Below are 18151 nucleotides of genomic sequence, written 5' to 3'. Positions count from 1 at the left end.
GGGTTATTCGGTGAAGGGAATGCTTTCGACGACTTCCAGGTCATACCCGGTTAGGCCGGCGTACTTAAGCGGCGGCCCAAGATGCCGCAGCTTACCCACCCCAAGATTCTGCAAAATCTGCGCCCCAGTCCCCACCTCGGAATAAATCCGCGACTGCGAGCGACTGAACTGCCGCGGCGGCTGGGTCAATTGCGGCACGCGCTCCAGCAGCGCCTGCGACGACTCGTGATTGGCCAACACCACCACAACCCCATGCCCCTCAGCCGCGACCCGTTGCAACGCCGCCCACAACGTCCAGTTCGCCGGCCCGCTGTATTCCGCGCCAACCAGATCCCGCAGCGGATCAATCACGTGCACACGCACCAGCGTCGGCTCTTCGCGGCGCAGATCGCCCATGACCATCGCCATGTGCACGCCGCCCTCGATGCGATCCTCAAAGGTGATCAAACGGAACGTGCCATGCACCGTCGGCAGCTCACGTTCGCCAATCCGCTCGATGGTGTGTTCGGTGCTCAGGCGATAGTGGATGAGGTCGGCGATGGTGCCGATCTTGATCCCGTGCTTGCGCGCAAACACTTCCAGATCCGGACGTCGCGCCATGGTGCCGTCGTCATTCATCACCTCGACGATCACCGATGCCGGCGTAAACCCGGCGAGGCGTGCCAAATCACACCCCGCTTCGGTATGCCCGGCGCGGGTCAGCACGCCACCTTCCTTGGCGCGCAGCGGGAAGATATGGCCCGGCTGCACCAAGTCTTCGGCGCGGGCATTCGGCGCGACAGCGGCGGCAACGGTGCAGGCGCGATCCGCTGCCGAGATACCGGTGGTCACGCCAACTGCCGCTTCAATCGACACGGTAAACGCGGTGCTGAACACGCTGCCGTTGGCCGGCACCATTTGCTCCAGTCCCAGACGCTGGCAATGCTCGTCGGTCAGCGTCAGGCAAATCAGCCCGCGTGCTTCACGGGCCATAAAGCTGATCGCTTCTGGCGTGCAACGGTCGGCGGCCAGCAACAGGTCGCCTTCGTTTTCGCGGTCTTCGTCATCGACCAGCAAAACCGTTTTGCCGAGACGATAATCTTCGATGATTTCTTCGATGCTATTGAAGGCCATGCTGGACTCTCAGGGTTCGTTGGAAATATATTGGTATACCATAATACAAAATCAACAAAGAGGTCACTATGAAGGCGTACTGGATTGCTCATGTGGACATCGCCGATGCCGATCACTACAGCCAATACACCCAGCGCGCCCCGGCGGCTTTCGCAGCGTTCGGCGCGAAATTTCTGGCGAGGGGCGGGCGCAGCGAAGCGATGGAAGGGCGCAAGACGCCACAGCGCAGCGTGGTGATTGAGTTTGAGAGCTACGAAAAAGCCGTGGCGTGCTACCACTCGGCGGCGTATCAGGAGGCGAAGAGTTATCGCGAAGAATGGGCGAAGGCGGAGATCATCATCGTCGAAGGCATCGCCCCAATTTAAGACTCACCGTGAACCCCTGTAGGAGCTGCCGAAGGCTGCGATCTTTTGATTGATCGTTCCCACGCTCCGCGTCCCTTTTAGAGCCGAACGCGGAGCGTCCGAGGAGGCGTTCCCACGCGGAGCATGGGAACAATCAATGTGATCAGCGGATAAAGTGAATCTTGCCGCTATCGTCATTGCCCATGTAAATCCCATACACCCCAGCCAGGCGCTCTTCGATATAGCGCTCAAGAATCTGCCGGATCGCCGGGTAGTAAATCTGCTCCCACGGAATGTCTTCCGGCGCGAAGAACTTGTAATCCATGGTCTCCGGTCCGAACTGCCCGGTAATCTCCAGGGCGATCGCGCGGAAGATGATGTACACCTCGCTGATCTTCGGCACGCTGAAAATCGAATACGGCGAAACGATTTCCGCGCGCACGCCGCTTTCTTCCCAGACTTCACGAATGGCCGCTTGCTCAGTGGTCTCGCCGCTTTCCATAAAACCGGCGGGCAGCGTCCAGGTGCCCGGGCGCGGCGGGATCGCCCGTTGGCACAGCAGATATTTGCCGTCCTGCTCGATGATGCAGCCGGCAATGATCTTCGGATTGACGTAGTGGATGTAGCCGCAGCCGCGACACATCAGGCGCTCGTGCGTATCGCCCGCCGGTATCTGCTGACCGAGGTCAGGGCCACCGCATTTCGGGCAATAGCTCGGGCTGAACATATCAGTGACCTATACGGGGTTCTTTCAGCGCGATAGGCAGGGTCATCGCCGGCGTGCCTTTAACGACAGAGCCGGTCTCTTCCTGTTTGCGCTTGAGATAGTCGAGCGCTACCGCAGCAGCAGCGCGAACGTGATCAACACAGGCCTGATGCGCCACCAGCGGATCGCCGCTCTTGATCGCCTCGACCATTTTTTCCATTTCCTGATTACTCGCGCCGCGCCGGTTTTCCTGCGACACCGAAGTCGCACGCAGGTAGCTGATGCGTGCCTGCAACTGCCGCAACTGAGTCGCCGCAACATGGTTGCCCGAGCCTTCGAGCAGCACGTCGTAGAAACCTTGCACCGAGTCGATCACCTGCTGCAACTCGCCGTCCTTGAGCGCCTTGCGGTTCTCGTCGAGGGCTTTTTCCAAGGCTTTGATGTCTTTGGCCTTGGCGCGCAAGGTGAACAGCTGAACGATCAAACCTTCCAGCACGCAACGCAATTCGTAGATATCGACGGCATCGGCGAGGGTGATGATCGCTACGCGCGGGCCTTTGGCATCGGCGAACTCGACCAGACCTTCGGATTCCAGGTGACGCAAGGCCTCGCGTACGGAGGTGCGGCTGACGCCAAGGCGATCGCACAGATCGCGCTCGACCAGACGATCACCGGGCATGAGCTGGAAATTCATGATCGCGCTACGCAGTTTATCCAGCACGATTTCGCGCAGGGTAACGGGGTTGCGATTGACCTTGAAGCTGTCGTCGAGTGGCTGGCGTTTCATGGGATCCGCTCTTTCGGTTGGCTGTCCATGCCAGACGGGCATCTAAACAGCCGAGGGGTTAACTGGGGCTTCGGCGTCGGCTTCGGCGAAGGCTTCACGGGCCAGCCGGAAACTGTCCACGGCTGCCGGAACGCCGCAATAAATGCCGACCTGAAGCAGAATTTCGCGTATTTGCTCACGACTCAGGCCGTTACGCAAGGCGCCACGCACATGCAGCTTGAGTTCGTGCGGACGGTTGAGCGCCGAGATCATCGCCAGGTTGATCATGCTGCGCTCCTTGAGCGACAAACCTTCACGACCCCAGACATGGCCCCAGCAGTATTCGGTGACCATTTCCTGCAGCGGGCGGGTGAAGTCGTCGGCGTTGTCTATCGAACGCTGCACGTAGGCTTCGCCCAGCACCTGAGTGCGGATCTTCAGGCCTTTTTCATACTTCTCGTTACTCATCATTCCTCCCATCACCCAATTTCCCTGTAGGAGCTGCCGAAGGCTGCGATCTTTTGATCTTGCTCTTGAAAATCAAAGTCAAAAGATCGCAGCCTTCGGCAGCTCCTACAGGGAATCGTGTGTGGCAATCAGGCCAGTGTCGGCAACGGGCCGAGCTTGCCTTTGTGGTAGATCATCGGTGTCACCGGTTGCGCGGGCAGGATCAGATTCTTCACTGCGCCAACGATGATCGCGTGATCGCCGCCGTCATATTCGCGCCACAACTCGCACTCGATGATCGCGGTGGCTTTGGCGAGAATCGGGTTACCGAGTTCGCTCAAATGCCACTCGATACCGGCCGCCTTGTCCTTGCCTTTACCGGCAAAGGCATAGGCCTCAGCCGTCTGGTCAGCCGACAGCAAATGAATCGCAAACTTCTTGCTGTCACGCAGAATCGGATAGGTGTCGGAGGCGTAGTTAGGGCAGAACAGCACCAGCGCCGGGTCAATCGACAGCGCACTAAAAGCGCTGGCGGTGATGCCGACAATGCCGCCCTCCGGGTCAACAGTGGTAACCACCGTGACGCCGGACGGAAACGAACTCATGACGTCTTTGTAAATGCCGGGTTCGATCATTTCGCAGGACTCCTAGCGCATCACAAACGGATCAGGCATTGGCGCCTGAGACAAGTTGATCCACACCGTTTTCAGTTCGGTGTAGGCCAGCACCGAATCGATGCCGCTTTCGCGTCCATAGCCACTGTTCTTGAAGCCGCCGATCGGCGCCATCGCCGACACCGCGCGGTAAGTGTTGACCCAGATAATCCCCGAGCGCACATCGCGAGCGAGGCGATGCGCCCGGCCCAAATCACGCGTCCAGATGCCGGCGGCAAGGCCGAACTGCGAGTCGTTGGCGATGGCCAGCGCCTCGGCTTCATCTTTAAAGCGAATGACCGAAGCCACCGGGCCAAAGACTTCTTCCTGCATGATCTTCATCGAATTGCGGTCGCATTCGAACAGCGTTGGCTCGTAGAACCAGCCGTCACCGAGATCGGTCGGCCGCTTGCCGCCAGTGCGCAACCGCGCGCCCTCAGCGATGGCATCAGCGACCAGACCTTCGACCACCGCCAGTTGCTGCGCGGTGGCCATCGGCCCCATTTCACTGGCGTCTTCCTGCGGGTTGCCGATGCGAATGCGCTGGGCGCGTTCGACCAGGCGATTGACGAATTCGTCGTAGATTTCATCCTGCACCAACAGCCGCGAGCCAGACACGCAACTCTGCCCGGACGCCGCATAAATCCCGGCAATCGCGCCGTTGATCGCGCTGTCGAGATCGGCGTCGGCGAAGATGATGTTCGGCGACTTGCCGCCCAGTTCCAGCGACAGCTTGGCGAAGTTCTCGGCGCTGCTACGCACCACATGCCGTGCCGTCGCTGCGCCGCCGGTGAAGGCGATTTTGCGGATCAGCGGATGGCGGGTGAGGGCGGCGCCGGTGCTCGGGCCGTAACCGGTGACGACGTTGACCACACCCGGCGGAATCCCGGCTTCGAGGGCCAGACGCGCCAGTTCCAGAATCGTCGCCGAGGCGTGCTCGGATGGTTTGATCACAATCGTGTTGCCAGCGGCGAGGGCCGGGGCGAGTTTGATCGCGGTCAGATACAGCGGGCTGTTCCACGGAATGATCGCCGCGACCACACCCATCGCTTCGTGCACGGTGTAGGCGAACAGATCGGGCTTATCCAGCGGCAGCGTGCCGCCTTCGAGCTTGTCGGCAAGACCGGCGGTGTAGTGGAAAAATTCGGGCAGATAGCTGACCTGTCCACGGGTTTCGCGGATCAGTTTGCCGTTGTCGCGGCTTTCCAGCTGCGCCAGTTGTTCTTTATTTTCGGCGATCAAGTCACCGAGACGGCGCAGCAACTTGCCCCGTGCGGTGGCGGTCAGGCCGCGCCATGCCGGGCTGTCGAAAGCAGTCTGTGCCGCTTGCACGGCGCGTTCGACGTCCGCTTCATCAGCGTCAGGCAATTCTGCCCAGGCTTGCGCGGAGGCCGGGTTGAGGCTTTCGAAAGTCTTGCCGGAGAGGGCGTCGACCCATTCCCCGCCGATGCACATCTGGAAGCGTGCGAGTGTCATGCAACGATCCCCTGTATAGGGTTTTGTCGGGAGTGTGCGAATTCGAGAAATTCCAGCAGCGTCTGATTGACCAGACGCGGCGACTCTACGGGCATCATATGCCGTTGCTCGGCCAGCACGGCAACCTTCGCACCGGGGATGCGTCGGGCCAGTTGCTCGGCCATTTCCGGGGTTGAACCCGGGTCGAGTTCGCCGGTGGCGATCAGCGTCGGCGCTTGAATACTGCCCAAGTCGTCAACGCGGTACATGTCTTGGGTGGCGAACAATTCATAAGTGGTCAGGTAGCCTTGCGGATCATTACCGGCGAGGGTCTGACGGATCGCCGCGATCTGCGCCGGGTTGGCTGCCTGATACTCGCGGCTGAACCAGCGTGACAGCGCCGCTTCGGCATTGGCGTCGGGGCCGTGCTCGGCTGCTTGCGCGGTGCGAGCAATGACGCCGGCTCGCTGTTCTTCGCTGCGGTTGAACACACTGTTCAACACCACCAGGCTTTGCAGGCGCTCCGGGTAATGCAGGGCAAAGGCCCGCGCGACCAGACCGCCCATGGAGAAGCCGATCACCGCTGCCTGCGGCAAATTCAAGTGATCGAGCAACTCCAGCAACTGGTCGGCGTAACCGAGCAGGTTGGTGCCACTGGCCGGTCGCGGGCTGGCGCCATGGCCGAGCATGTCGTAGGCGATCACCCGGTATTGGCTGGACAGGCCGACAATCTGGCCGCCCCACATTTCTTTGTTCAGGCCCACGCCGTGGATCAAAACCACGGGCTGGCCTTGGCCGGTCGCCAGGTAACTGGTGCCAGCCGGGGTGAGTTCAGCGGTGAGCCGAATCATGGAGCGCTCCTGCAATGCCTTTTTATTGTGATTACTGGGCTTTTTCGGCGGCCAGTTCTTCCAGATCGATGTAGCGGTTGCCGATGCGCGGGTGCAGGCGACCACCGTCGGCGCAACCCAGCACGACAACGATTTCGTCGGCACGCGGCGCGTCTTCGATCTGCATTTCCAGGGTGATGTAGTGCGAACGCTGACCTTCGTCGTCCTTGTGCATCATCGGGATCTGAATCGAAGTGCCCGGGCCGCCGCGCTTGTTGGTGAAGCTCAGGTAGCTTTTGGCGTTGACGGCTTCGCGGTAGTGGTTGCCGAAGCGCAGGGTGTGGATCACGGCGGAGGCGTGTTCGATCTCGCCATCAGCACCGACCACGGCGGCTTTGCCGTAGGCCTCGATTTTTTCCGCACCGCCGATGATGCCGACCAGACGCTCAACCATCAGCGCACCGAGGTCGGAGCAGTTGGCGCGGATCTGCGGTTTGAGGTCTTCGACGAAACCGTTGCCCACCCAAGGGTTTTTCATCACCACGGCGAGGCCGACCATGGTCACTGGCTTGTCAGTGGCTTTGCCGCCTTCGATGAAGGTTTCTTCGACATAGCTGACGATCTTGCGAATTTCGAAACTCATGAGCTGCTCCGTAGGAGGATTGAAAGTGTCTGTGCGTCTGATGGTATACCATAATACCGATCGTGCAAGTCCCACTCGCAAGATTCCCCTCATCCATCCGACGAATCCTCGGTCATCACAACGCGAAATCCCTGTAGGAGCTGCGGCACGCTGCGATCTTTTGATCTTTAAAGGCCAGGATCAAAAGATCGCAGCCTCGTTTCACTCGTCAGCTCCTACAGGGTTATGCGTTTATCCCGCGCGGTTAACAAAAGATAACGTGGCGCCGATTGTCAGACGTTTCTAAAGCCCGATAGGATGAGCCAGCTTCCGAAGTGGCTCTGGATTGCGGGTTTCAGGACTATGCTTCTGATCTGCCATCAGCGGAGCACACTTGCGGCGCCCTTGAAGGCCAAATGGCCTAACAATAATAAATAGGGGAAGGTCTATGAGTCGTTGCCGCCCGCCGGCGTTACGCAACACCGCGTTGCTGGCCACAGCACTCTCTCTGCTGGGCTTTGCCACGTTGTCGGCACCCGTGATTGCCGCTGAGGCCCCGGCCGACGTGGTCTATGCCACCGAATCCAGCAAAGCCGCAAAAAGCCTGATTCTTGATGTCGTCCACGCCGGTGCGCGTCTGGTCGCGGTCGGGGATCGCGGGCACATCGTCTATTCCGATGACCAGGGCAAAACCTGGAAGCAGGCCAAAGTGCCGAGCCGGCAACTGCTGACCTCAGTGTATTTTGCCGACGACAAACACGGCTGGGCGGTCGGCCACGACGCGCAAATCCTCGCCAGCGAAGACGGCGGTCTGACCTGGACCAAGCAATTCGAAGACCTCAAACGTGAATCGCCGCTGCTCGACGTCTGGTTCAAGGACGTCAACAGCGGCTTTGCCGTGGGCGCTTACGGTTCGCTGATGGAAACCACCGACGGTGGCAAACACTGGGAAGACGTCAGCGACCGCCTCGACAACGAAGACCAGTTCCACCTCAACGCCATCGCGGCGGTGAAAGACGCCGGACTGTTCATCGTCGGCGAGTCGGGCAGCATGTTCCGCTCCGCCGACTGGGGCCAGACCTGGGAAAAACTCGAAGGCCCGTACGAAGGTTCGCTGTTCGGCGTGATCGGCACGGCCCAGGCGCAAACCCTGCTGGCTTACGGCTTGCGCGGCAACCTCTACCGCTCCAGCGATTTCGGCAGCACCTGGGAACAGGTCGAACTGAAGGCCGCGCGCGGTGCGCTGGAGTTCGGTCTGTCCGGCGCGACCTTGCTGCCGGATGGCTCGATCGTCATCGTCGGTAACGGCGGCTCGGTGGTCAGCAGCAGCGACAACGGCGAAACGTTCAGCGTGTTCAACCGTCCGGATCGCATCTCGCTTTCTTCCGTCACCGCGGCCGGCGACGGCAACCTGATTCTGACCGGGCAGGGTGGCGTTCACACCACTCAGCCAAACGGCGCCGAAGTTAATAATAAGAAGGCGGGGCTATGACTTCCTTGATCACTCCTCAGCAGGAAAAGGCGACGTTCCTTGAACGCCTGATCTTCAACAACCGCCCGGCAGTGATTCTGATCTGTCTGGTGGTGAGCATTTTCCTGTTCTGGCAGGCGACGCTGATCCGGCCGTCGACCAGTTTCGAAAAAATGATCCCGCTCAAGCATCCGTTCATCGAGAAGATGATGGAGCACCGCAACGACCTGGCGAACCTCGGCAACACCGTGCGCATTTCGGTCGAAGCGACTGACGGCGACATCTTCTCCAAGGAATACATGGAGACCCTGCGCCAGATCAACGACGAGGTGTTCTACATTTCCGGCGTTGACCGTTCCGGTCTGAAGTCGCTGTGGAGCCCGAGCGTACGCTGGACCGAAGTGACCGAAGAGGGTTTTGCCGGCGGTGAAGTGATCCCGCAGAGCTACAACGGCTCGCAGGACAGCCTCGATCTGCTGCGCAACAACGTGCTCAAGTCCGGCCAGGTCGGGCGTCTGGTGTCCAACGACTTCAAGTCGAGCATCGTTGATATCCCGCTGCTCGAGTCGTACCCGGATCCGCAGGATCAGGGCAAGCTGCTCGCGCTGGACTACCGCCAGTTCTCCCATGAACTGGAAGACAAGATCCGCACCAAGTTCGAAGCACAGAACCCCAACATCAAAATCCACATCGTCGGTTTCGCCAAGAAAGTCGGTGACCTGATCGACGGTCTGGTGATGGTGGTGCTGTTCTTCGGCATCGCGTTTGTCATCACCCTGATCCTGCTGCTGTGGTTCACCAACTGCGTGCGCAGCACCATCGCGGTACTGAGTACGACGCTGGTGGCGGTGGTCTGGCAGCTTGGTTTGATGCACTTCTTTGGCTTCGGACTCGATCCGTATTCGATGCTGGTGCCGTTCCTGATCTTCGCCATCGGTATCTCCCACGGCGTGCAGAAGATCAACGGTATCGCCCTGCAATCCAGTGAGGCGGATAACGCCCTGACCGCAGCGCGGCGCACCTTCCGGCAACTGTTCCTGCCGGGAATGATCGCGATTCTCGCGGATGCGGTGGGCTTCATCACGCTGCTGATTATCGACATCGGTGTGATCCGTGAACTGGCGATCGGCGCGTCCATCGGCGTCGCGGTAATCGTGTTCACCAACCTGATCCTGCTGCCGGTCGCCATTTCCTATGTCGGCATCAGCAAGCGCGCGATTGCCAAGAGCAAGAAAGACGCGAACCGCGAACATCCGTTCTGGCGTCTGCTGTCGAACTTCGCCAACCCGAAAGTCGCACGCATCTCGGTGGTGCTGGCGCTGATCGCTTTCGGTGGCGGCCTCTGGTACAGCCAGAACCTGAAAATCGGTGACCTCGACCAGGGCGCACCGGAACTGCGTCCGGACTCGCGCTACAACAAGGACAACAATTTCATCATCAACAACTACTCGACCAGTTCCGACGTGCTGGTGGTGATGGTCAAGACCAAGGCTGAAGGCTGCTCGCGCTACGAAGCCATGGCGCCGATCGACGAACTGATGTGGAAGATGCAGAACACCGAGGGCGTGCAGTCGGCGATCTCCCTGGTGACCGTGTCCAAGCAGATGATCAAGGGCATGAACGAGGGCAACCTGAAATGGGAAACCCTGTCGCGTAACCCCGACGTGCTGAACAACTCGATTGCCCGCGCAGACGGCCTGTACAACAACAGCTGCTCGCTGGCACCGGTGCTGATCTTCCTCAACGATCACAAGGCTGAGACCCTCGATCGTGCGGTGGCTGCCGTGCAGGAATTCGCCAAGGACAACAACAAGGACGGCCTGGAATTCATCCTCGCGGCCGGTAACGCCGGGATCGAAGCAGCCACCAACGAAGTCATCAAACAGGCTGAACTGACCATCCTGATTCTGGTGTACATCTGCGTGGCGGTGATGTGCATGATCACCTTCCGTTCGTGGGCAGCGACCTTGTGCATCGTCCTGCCGCTGGTGCTGACCTCGGTACTCGGCAACGCGCTGATGGCGTTCATGGGCATCGGCGTGAAAGTCGCGACGCTGCCGGTGGTGGCGCTGGGTGTGGGGATTGGCGTCGACTACGGCATCTACATTTACAGCCGACTGGAGAGTTTCCTGCGTGCTGGCCTGCCGTTGCAGGAAGCCTATTACCAGACGCTGAAATCCACCGGTAAAGCGGTGCTGTTCACCGGTTTGTGCCTGGCGATTGGTGTGTGCACGTGGATCTTCTCGGCGATCAAGTTCCAGGCCGACATGGGCCTGATGCTGACCTTCATGCTGCTGTGGAACATGTTCGGTGCGCTGTGGCTGCTGCCGGCACTGGCGAAGTTCCTGATCAAGCCGGAGAAACTGGCGGGGCAGAAGGGTAACTCGCTGTTTGCGCATTGATCTGAAGGGCTGAAACGACAAAGCCGCAACCTTAGGGTTGCGGCTTTTTTGTTGTTTGAGATCAAGAGCCCCTCACCCTAACCCTCTCCCAGAGGGAGAGGGGACTGATTGGGGGAGATTGGAGATTTACGCCGACTTGAACGGTTTGCTGTGAATCCATAATCGACTCGGTTTTTCAGGTCGATGTATGACGAAGCACAACTCGGTCAGTCCCCTCTACCTCTGGGAGAGGGCTAGGGTGAGGGCAGAGGATCTCAAGCGTTAAGTGAGTTCAGCGCCAAGCACAACACTCAAAGCACTACGCGCATCATCCAGCTGCACCAACGTCGCATGCCGAGCCCCCAGCGCATCGCGGTTCTCAATGGCAGTCAAAATCGCCTTATGCCGCGGCAACGCCAACTCATGCAGATTCGGCCGCTGATTCGAATGCTTCAACGCCTCGGCAATCGCCACCGACAGCATATTGCACAGGTTCGCCAGCAAATCATTGTGCGTCGCATCGGCAATCCGGCTATGGAAATCCAGATCCGGCTGCAACAGCGCTTCCGGCGTCGGCGCCGCTTCCATGCGCTGATACGCTTCACCAATCGAAGCAATATCCGCCTCGGTCGCATGCTGAGCGGCGAGGGCGGCTGCCGCCGGCTCAATAATGCTGCGCACACTGGTCAGCACATTGAAGAACTCATTCTGTGGGCTGCTTTGCATCAGCCAGTGCAGCACGTCCGGGTCGAGCATGTGCCATTCGCGGCGTGCCTTGACCACCGTGCCCACACGCGGCCTGGAATACACCAGACCCTTGGCCACCAGCACTCGCGTGGCTTCACGCAACACCGGACGGCTGACCGCGTACTCTTCGCAGAGCAAGGCTTCGGCGGGCAGTTTGTCGTCGGGCTTGAAGCGTCCGGAGACGATCTGCATGCCCAGTTCCTGGACGATGCGCGAGTGCATGCTTTTGCGGTCGGAGGGTTTGCGGTAATCCATGGGGAACGGCGCGATCCTGAGCGATGGAGATGCCGCGCATCATAGCAGGCACGGCACTGTATTGAGGCAGACACAGTCGCCAAATGTGGGAGCGGGCTTGCTCGCGAAAGCGGAGTGTCAGCCCAGAATATGGCACTGACACTCCCTCTTCGCGAGCAAGCCCGCTCCCACACTGGGAATGCATTCCAAGGTAGGAGCTGCCGCAGGCTGCGATCTTTTGCTCTTAGTGGGAATGGCGCGGCACTTCAGCCCCACGGCAACCCACCAAAAAGTCAAAGTCACACCCCTGATCCGCCTGCAGCACATGGTCGATGTACAACTGGCGATAGCCGCCCACAAGCAATTGCTGCGGTGGCTGCAGATCCGCCATGCGCGCTGCCAGTTCGGTATCCGGAATATCCAGGTGCAAACGCCCGGTGGCGCAATCCAGCTCGATCCAGTCGCCTTCCTTCACCGTCGCCAAAGGCCCGCCAGCCGCCGCTTCCGGCGCCACGTGCAAAACCACCGTGCCGTACGCCGTGCCGCTCATTCGCGCATCGGAAATGCGCACCATGTCCGTCACACCCTGCGCCAACAGCTTGGCCGGCAAGCCCATGTTGCCCACTTCGGCCATGCCCGGATAACCCTTCGGCCCGCAGTTCTTCATCACCAGAATCGAATCTTTATCGACATCCAGCTCCGGATCGTTGATCCGCGCCTTGTACATATCAAAGTTCTCGAACACCACCGCACGGCCGCGATGCTGCATCAATTCCGGGGTCGCGGCAGATGGCTTGAGCACCGCACCCAGTGGCGCCAGATTGCCGCGCAAAACGCAAATCCCGCCGTCGGCGCGAATCGGGTTGTCGAGCTTGCGGATCACTTCGTCTTCGCCATAGATCGGCGCGTCCTTAGTGTTCTCGCCAATGGATTTGCCGTTGACGGTCAACGCATTCGGATGAGGAATCAGATTGGCTTCTCCGAGGCGACGCAATACCGCCGGTAAACCGCCAGCGTAATAGAACTCTTCCATCAGGAAACGCCCGGACGGTTGCAGGTCAACGATGGTCGGCATGCCGCGCCCCATGCGCGTCCAGTCATCCAGATCCAGATCGACGCCGATGCGCCCGGCGATGGCTTTCAAGTGAATCACCGCGTTGGTCGAACCGCCGATGGCCGCGTTCACCCGGATAGCGTTTTCAAAGGCTTCTTTGGTCAGAATTTTCGACAGCTTCAAATCTTCGCGAACCATCTCCACCGCGCGCATGCCGGACATGTGCGCCAACACATAACGTCGCGCATCCACCGCCGGAATCGCCGCGTTGTGCGGCAGCGAAGTGCCGAGTGCTTCTGCCATGCAGGCCATGGTCGACGCGGTGCCCATGGTGTTGCAGGTGCCCGCCGAACGCGACATGCCGCCCTCGGCCGCAAGGAAATCGTCGATGGTAATGGTGCCAGCCTTGACCTGTTCGCTGAGCTGCCAGACCACCGTGCCCGAGCCGATGTCCTTGCCCTTGTGCTTGCCGTTCAACATCGGCCCACCGGTGACGACGATGGCTGGCACGTCGCAACTGGCCGCGCCCATCAGCAGCGCTGGAGTAGTTTTGTCGCATCCGGTCAGCAGCACCACGCCGTCAATCGGGTTGCCGCGAATCGCTTCTTCAACGTCCATGCTCGCCAGGTTGCGGGTGAGCATGGCGGTGGGGCGCAGGTTCGATTCGCCGTTGGAGAACACCGGGAATTCCACCGGAAAACCACCGGCCTCGATCACCCCGCGCTTGACGTGTTCCGCGATCTGGCGGAAGTGCGCGTTGCACGGGGTCAGTTCCGACCAGGTGTTGCAGATGCCGATGATCGGCTTGCCGTGGAACTGGTGGTCGGCGATGCCCTGATTCTTCATCCAGCTGCGGTACATGAAGCCGTTCTTGTCGGCCGTGCCAAACCATTGGGCGGAGCGCAGGGTGGGTTTCTTATCAGACATGATCGATTCTCTTATTGTATGACTATAGTGTTCCAGCTACGGCCTAATCTAAGCGCAAAATCCTAGGTTTGGAAGTGTTGTTGGTGAATTAGTATTACTATATAGTCGTTTTCGACGGAGGGATGGCCCTGGCGGTTTTCCGCGAGAGGCGTCCCCCGAGGTTCTATAAAAACAACAATCGGAGACCGATCTCATGAGCCAGGAACTGCGGCTAATCCGGCGCATAACGCTGAAACTGATTCCCTTCCTGATCCTGCTGTACCTGATCGCCTATGTGGATCGCTCCGCCGTCGGCTTCGCCAAGCTGCACATGGGCGCCGACATTGGCATCGGCGATGCGGCTTACGGCCTCGGCGCCGGGCTGTTCTTCATCGGCTACTTCCTTCTCGAAATCCCCAGCAACCTGATGCTTGAACGCTTCGGCGCACGCCGCTGGTTCGCGCGAATCATGATCACCTGGGGCGCGATCACCATCGGCATGGCCTTCGTCCAGGGCCCACACAGTTTCTACGTGATGCGCTTTCTGCTCGGCGCGGCCGAGGCGGGCTTCTTCCCGGGCGTTCTCTACTACATCACCCAATGGTTCCCTGTGCGCCATCGCGGCAAGATCCTCGGGCTGTTCATCCTTTCGCAACCGATTGCAATGATGATCACCGGCCCGGTGTCCGGCGGTTTGCTCGGCATGGACGGCGTGTTGGGCCTGCACGGCTGGCAGTGGCTGTTCATCGTCATCGGCACGCCGGCGATCCTGCTGACCTGGCCGGTGTTGCGCTGGTTGCCGGACGGCCCGCAACAAGTGAAGTGGATGGATCAGGCAGAAAAAGACTGGCTGACCGGTGAACTGAAAAAGGATCTGCAGGCATACGGCCAGACCCGCCACGGCAATCCGCTGCATGCACTGAAAGACAAACGCGTGTTGCTGCTGGCGCTGTTTTACCTGCCGGTAACGCTGAGCATTTATGGCTTGGGTCTGTGGTTGCCGACGTTGATCAAACAGTTTGGCGGCAGCGATCTGGTGACTGGGTTTGTGTCGTCGGTGCCGTACATCTTCGGGATCATCGGCTTGCTGATCGTGCCGCGCAGTTCTGACCGTTTGAATGATCGCTACGGGCATCTCGCCGTGCTTTATGTGCTGGGTGCGATTGGCCTGTTCCTCAGCGCGTGGCTGACCTTGCCGGTGGCGCAACTGGCGGCGCTGTGTCTGGTGGCGTTTGCGCTGTTTTCCTGCACGGCGGTGTTCTGGACATTGCCGGGGCGATTCTTTGCCGGCGCGAGTGCGGCGGCGGGGATTGCGTTGATCAATTCGGTGGGGAATCTCGGCGGGTACATCGGGCCGTTTGTGATTGGGGCGTTGAAGGAATACACCGGCAACCTCGGTTCCGGCCTGTATTTCCTCTCGGGGGTGATGGTGTTCGGCCTGATCCTGACGGGCGTTGTCTATCGCGTACTGGAACGCAAACACGTGCTGCCGGTTGACCAGTTCGCCGCCAGCGCACGGGGCGCTACCCGCACCTGATTTTTGGGAACTACGTAAATCCCTTGTGGGAGCGAGCTTGCTCGCGAAGAGGCCATCACATTCAACATTGTGGGTGACTGACACACCGCTTTCGCGAGCAAGCTCGCTCCCACAGGGGAACGGCGATGTTTTTGAGGGAATAGGAGAAATTTCATGCATCTGGTTCAATTCGAATTAAGCAACCGCGAACGCCGTGTCGGCGTGGTCGACAACGGTGTGGTGCGCGAAGTACAGGACGCCCGCAGCGTGCGCGATCTGGCGCTCGCCGCCATCGAGGCCGGCAACACCCTCGAGCAGCAAGTGCAAACCCTCGGCCTCGGCAGCAGCCACGACTACAGCGAACTGCTGTCGCAACTGCGCATCCTGCCGCCACTTGATCACCCGGATCCAGCGCACATGTTGATCAGCGGCACCGGCCTGACCCACCTCGGCAGCGCCTCGGCCCGCGACAAAATGCACCAGCAGGCTGGCGACGAAGCGACGATGACAGACACCATGCGCATCTTCAAATGGGGCGTGGAGGGCGGCAAACCGGCGGTGGGGCAGGCCGGTGTGCAACCGGAATGGTTCTACAAAGGCGACGGCAGCATCGTCGTGCGCCCGGGCCAACCGTTCCCGGTACCGCCATTTGCCGAAGACGCCGGCGAAGAACCTGAGATGGCCGGGCTGTACATCATCAGCAACGACGGCAAGCCTTATCGCCTCGGTTTCGCGGTCGGTAACGAGTTCTCCGACCACGTCATGGAACGCAAGAATTACCTGTATCTGGCGCACTCGAAACTGCGCAGTTGCAGCTATGGCCCGGAACTTCGTACCGGTGAATTGCCTCAACATCTGGCAGGCACCAGCCGCATCCTGCGCGACGGCGAAGTGCTCTGGCAGAACGAGTTTCTCAGCGGCGAGGCGAACATGTGCCACAGCCTCGCCAACCTCGAATACCACCACTTCAAGTACAGCCAGTTCCTGCGTCCCGGCGACGTGCACATTCATTTCTTCGGCACCGCGACCCTGTCGTTTGCCGATGGGATTCGCACCCAACCGGGTGACGTCTTCGAAATCAGCCAGGCCGAATTCGGCGCGCCGTTGGTCAACGGCATCGTTCCGGTTCCAGCGGCTTTTGAACCGGACAGCATCGGCACCCTTTAAGGAGATCCCATGACTCAGATTATCGGTCACAACTACATCGGCGGTCAGCGCAGTGCCGCTGGCGACGTAAAACTGCAATCGGTCGACGCCACCACGGGCGAACAACTGCCCCACGATTTCATTCAGGCCACGCTGGAAGAAGTCGGCGCTGCGGCCAAGGCTGCCGCTGCCGCCTACCCGGCGTATCGCAGCCTTAGCGCTGAGCGCCGCGCGCAGTTTCTCGATGCGATTGCTGATGAACTGGATGCCCTCGGCGATGATTTCGTCGCCGTGGTCTGCCGCGAAACCGCATTGCCGGCCGGGCGTATTCAGGGTGAGCGCGGACGCACCAGCGGACAGATGCGTCTGTTCGCCAAAGTGCTGCGCCGTGGCGATTTCTATGGCGCACGGATTGATTTGCCGCTGCCGGATCGTCAGCCATTGCCACGCCCGGATTTGCGTCAGTACCGCATCGGTCTCGGCCCTGTAGCGGTGTTCGGTGCGAGCAATTTCCCGCTGGCATTTTCTACTGCCGGCGGCGACACGGCTTCAGCGCTCGCCGCCGGTTGCCCGGTGGTGTTCAAGGCCCACAGCGGCCACATGGCGACAGCAGAACTGGTTGCTGATGCGCTGATTCGCGCCGCAGAAAAAACTGCGATGCCGGCCGGTGTGTTCAACATGATCTACGGCGGTGGCGTCGGTGAATGGCTGGTCAAGCATCCGGCGATTCAAGCAGTTGGTTTCACTGGCTCGCTGAAGGGCGGTCGTGCGCTTTGCGACATGGCGGCGGCGCGCCCGCAACCGATCCCGGTGTTCGCCGAGATGTCGAGCATCAATCCGGTGATCGTTTTGCCGCAGGCATTGGCCGAGCGATCCGAAACCATCGCCCGCGATTTGACCGCTTCGGTGGTGCAAGGCTGCGGCCAGTTCTGCACCAATCCTGGCTTGGTGATCGGCATTCGTTCGCCAGAGTTCAGTGCGTTTGTGCAGCAGGTTGCGGGTTTGATCGGTGATCAGCCAGCACAAACCATGCTAAACGCGGGCACCCTCGGCAGCTACGGCAAAGGCTTGCAGAAGCTGCTGGCGCATCCCGGCATCGAACATCTGGCCGGCAATCCGCAGCAGGGCAATCAGGCGCAGCCGCAGCTGTTCAAGGCTGACGTCAGCCTGTTGATCGAGGGCGATGAAGTCCTGCAGGAAGAAGTGTTCGGCCCGACCACGGTAATTGTTGAAGTGGCGGACAAGGCGCAACTCAGCGCGGCGTTGCAGGGTCTGCACGGTCAACTGACGGCGACGATTATTGGTGAACTGGCGGACTACGAGCGCTTCGCTGAACTGACGCCGCTGCTGGAGCAGAAGGTCGGGCGGATCTTGCTTAACGGCTATCCAACTGGCGTTGAGGTGTGCGATTCGATGGTGCACGGCGGGCCGTATCCGGCCACCTCCGATGCACGCGGCACTTCGGTCGGCACGCTGGCGATCGACCGCTTCCTGCGCCCGGTGTGCTTCCAGAACTACCCGGACAGCTTGCTGCCCGAGCCACTGAAAAACGCCAACCCGCTGCGCATCCAGCGCCTGGTTGACGGCAAACCAAGCCGCGAAGCCCTCTGACACACCACCCCTGTAGGAGCTGCCGAAGGCTGCGATCTTTTGATCTTGATTTCAAAAAACAACATCAAAAGATCGCAGCCTTCGGCAGCTCCTACAGGGGGAGTGTGCTTCTTGAGCTATCATTGCCGGTTTCCCCCTGAAAGACTTGA

At 60.0% G+C, this 18151-nt stretch carries 16 protein-coding genes; 6 read left to right on the top strand and 10 right to left on the bottom strand.

Annotated elements, in window-relative coordinates:
* Positions 1-3: 3 nt before the first annotated feature.
* The gene (gene ribBA, locus GVL50_RS22490; RefSeq protein ID WP_159815101.1) at positions 4-1113 is read right to left on the bottom strand and encodes a bifunctional 3,4-dihydroxy-2-butanone-4-phosphate synthase/GTP cyclohydrolase II; all 1110 of its coding nucleotides are present in this window, start codon (positions 1111-1113) and stop codon (positions 4-6) included.
* Between the two features lie 68 nt (positions 1114-1181).
* On the opposite strand from ribBA, the gene GVL50_RS22485 reads away from it, so the two are divergent.
* The gene (locus tag GVL50_RS22485; protein ID WP_053121186.1) at positions 1182-1478 is read left to right on the top strand and encodes a DUF1330 domain-containing protein; all 297 of its coding nucleotides are present in this window, start codon (positions 1182-1184) and stop codon (positions 1476-1478) included.
* Between the two features lie 142 nt (positions 1479-1620).
* Here GVL50_RS22485 and GVL50_RS22480 read toward each other — a convergent pair whose 3' ends face one another.
* The 7 genes from GVL50_RS22480 to GVL50_RS22450 form a co-directional block, all read right to left on the bottom strand.
* Complete coding sequence (locus tag GVL50_RS22480; protein ID WP_159815100.1) at positions 1621-2184, bottom strand: NUDIX hydrolase; 564 nt, start codon at positions 2182-2184, stop codon at positions 1621-1623.
* A 1-nt stretch (position 2185) separates the two neighbouring features.
* Positions 2186-2950 (bottom strand): GntR family transcriptional regulator, encoded by a 765-nt coding sequence (locus GVL50_RS22475; RefSeq protein ID WP_053121182.1) that lies wholly within the window; start codon positions 2948-2950, stop codon positions 2186-2188.
* Between the two features lie 42 nt (positions 2951-2992).
* Complete coding sequence (locus GVL50_RS22470; RefSeq protein WP_053121180.1) at positions 2993-3397, bottom strand: carboxymuconolactone decarboxylase family protein; 405 nt, start codon at positions 3395-3397, stop codon at positions 2993-2995.
* Positions 3398-3525: 128 nt separating this feature from the next.
* Entirely contained in the window at positions 3526-4011 is a 486-nt protein-coding gene (locus GVL50_RS22465; protein WP_053121178.1) for a flavin reductase family protein, read from the bottom strand.
* A 12-nt stretch (positions 4012-4023) separates the two neighbouring features.
* Entirely contained in the window at positions 4024-5505 is a 1482-nt protein-coding gene (locus tag GVL50_RS22460; RefSeq protein ID WP_053121176.1) for an aldehyde dehydrogenase, read from the bottom strand.
* Entirely contained in the window at positions 5502-6335 is an 834-nt protein-coding gene (locus GVL50_RS22455; RefSeq protein ID WP_159815099.1) for an alpha/beta fold hydrolase, read from the bottom strand. The genes GVL50_RS22460 and GVL50_RS22455 overlap by 4 nt, the downstream gene beginning before the upstream one ends.
* A gap of 31 nt (positions 6336-6366) precedes the next feature.
* A complete protein-coding gene (locus GVL50_RS22450) occupies positions 6367-6957 on the bottom strand; it encodes an amino acid synthesis family protein (RefSeq protein WP_007917992.1) in 591 nt (196 codons plus the stop codon).
* A 427-nt stretch (positions 6958-7384) separates the two neighbouring features.
* Here GVL50_RS22450 and GVL50_RS22445 point away from each other — a divergent pair, with 427 nt between their 5' ends.
* Positions 7385-8428 carry a YCF48-related protein gene (locus tag GVL50_RS22445; RefSeq protein WP_159815098.1) on the top strand — a complete coding sequence of 348 codons (1044 nt, stop codon included), beginning with the start codon at positions 7385-7387 and terminating at the stop codon, positions 8426-8428.
* Entirely contained in the window at positions 8425-10809 is a 2385-nt protein-coding gene (locus tag GVL50_RS22440) for an RND family transporter (RefSeq protein ID WP_053121170.1), read from the top strand. Before GVL50_RS22445 ends, GVL50_RS22440 begins: the two co-directional genes overlap by 4 nt.
* A 261-nt stretch (positions 10810-11070) precedes the next feature.
* Here the strand turns inward: GVL50_RS22440 and GVL50_RS22435 are convergent, their stop codons facing one another.
* Both GVL50_RS22435 and GVL50_RS22430 read right to left on the bottom strand, forming a co-directional pair.
* Positions 11071-11790 (bottom strand): FadR/GntR family transcriptional regulator, encoded by a 720-nt coding sequence (locus GVL50_RS22435; RefSeq protein WP_053121168.1) that lies wholly within the window; start codon positions 11788-11790, stop codon positions 11071-11073.
* Between the two features lie 223 nt (positions 11791-12013).
* A complete protein-coding gene (locus GVL50_RS22430; RefSeq protein WP_159815097.1) occupies positions 12014-13750 on the bottom strand; it encodes an IlvD/Edd family dehydratase in 1737 nt (578 codons plus the stop codon).
* 193 nt (positions 13751-13943) lie between these two features.
* On the opposite strand from GVL50_RS22430, the gene GVL50_RS22425 reads away from it, so the two are divergent.
* The 3 genes from GVL50_RS22425 (at position 13944) to GVL50_RS22415 (ending at position 18002) form a co-directional block, all read left to right on the top strand.
* Positions 13944-15266, top strand: a complete 1323-nt coding sequence (locus GVL50_RS22425) for an MFS transporter (RefSeq protein WP_159815096.1) — start codon at positions 13944-13946, stop codon at positions 15264-15266.
* Between the two features lie 153 nt (positions 15267-15419).
* Positions 15420-16412, top strand: coding sequence for an AraD1 family protein (gene araD1 / locus GVL50_RS22420; RefSeq protein ID WP_159815095.1), 993 nt, complete (start codon positions 15420-15422; stop codon positions 16410-16412).
* A 9-nt stretch (positions 16413-16421) separates the two neighbouring features.
* Positions 16422-18002 carry an aldehyde dehydrogenase (NADP(+)) gene (locus tag GVL50_RS22415; protein ID WP_159815094.1) on the top strand — a complete coding sequence of 527 codons (1581 nt, stop codon included), beginning with the start codon at positions 16422-16424 and terminating at the stop codon, positions 18000-18002.
* Positions 18003-18151: the final 149 nt, after the last annotated feature.

This window comes from Pseudomonas sp. 18058, from assembly GCF_902706155.1.
In the GTDB taxonomy this organism is placed as follows: domain Bacteria; phylum Pseudomonadota; class Gammaproteobacteria; order Pseudomonadales; family Pseudomonadaceae; genus Aquipseudomonas; species Aquipseudomonas rustica.
Note: the sequence above shows the minus strand (reverse complement) of the source record. Positions and strands in the feature narration are given on the sequence as shown.

Coding starts and splice junctions, on each gene's coding strand:
- ribBA (WP_159815101.1), bottom strand. CDS start 1,113: ATGGCCTTCAATAGCATCGAAGAAATCATCGAAGATTATCGTCTCGGC.
- GVL50_RS22485 (WP_053121186.1), top strand. CDS start 1,182: ATGAAGGCGTACTGGATTGCTCATGTGGACATCGCCGATGCCGATCAC.
- GVL50_RS22480 (WP_159815100.1), bottom strand. CDS start 2,184: ATGTTCAGCCCGAGCTATTGCCCGAAATGCGGTGGCCCTGACCTCGGT.
- GVL50_RS22475 (WP_053121182.1), bottom strand. CDS start 2,950: ATGAAACGCCAGCCACTCGACGACAGCTTCAAGGTCAATCGCAACCCC.
- GVL50_RS22470 (WP_053121180.1), bottom strand. CDS start 3,397: ATGAGTAACGAGAAGTATGAAAAAGGCCTGAAGATCCGCACTCAGGTG.
- GVL50_RS22465 (WP_053121178.1), bottom strand. CDS start 4,011: ATGATCGAACCCGGCATTTACAAAGACGTCATGAGTTCGTTTCCGTCC.
- GVL50_RS22460 (WP_053121176.1), bottom strand. CDS start 5,505: ATGACACTCGCACGCTTCCAGATGTGCATCGGCGGGGAATGGGTCGAC.
- GVL50_RS22455 (WP_159815099.1), bottom strand. CDS start 6,335: ATGATTCGGCTCACCGCTGAACTCACCCCGGCTGGCACCAGTTACCTG.
- GVL50_RS22450 (WP_007917992.1), bottom strand. CDS start 6,957: ATGAGTTTCGAAATTCGCAAGATCGTCAGCTATGTCGAAGAAACCTTC.
- GVL50_RS22445 (WP_159815098.1), top strand. CDS start 7,385: ATGAGTCGTTGCCGCCCGCCGGCGTTACGCAACACCGCGTTGCTGGCC.
- GVL50_RS22440 (WP_053121170.1), top strand. CDS start 8,425: ATGACTTCCTTGATCACTCCTCAGCAGGAAAAGGCGACGTTCCTTGAA.
- GVL50_RS22435 (WP_053121168.1), bottom strand. CDS start 11,790: ATGGATTACCGCAAACCCTCCGACCGCAAAAGCATGCACTCGCGCATC.
- GVL50_RS22430 (WP_159815097.1), bottom strand. CDS start 13,750: ATGTCTGATAAGAAACCCACCCTGCGCTCCGCCCAATGGTTTGGCACG.
- GVL50_RS22425 (WP_159815096.1), top strand. CDS start 13,944: ATGAGCCAGGAACTGCGGCTAATCCGGCGCATAACGCTGAAACTGATT.
- araD1 (WP_159815095.1), top strand. CDS start 15,420: ATGCATCTGGTTCAATTCGAATTAAGCAACCGCGAACGCCGTGTCGGC.
- GVL50_RS22415 (WP_159815094.1), top strand. CDS start 16,422: ATGACTCAGATTATCGGTCACAACTACATCGGCGGTCAGCGCAGTGCC.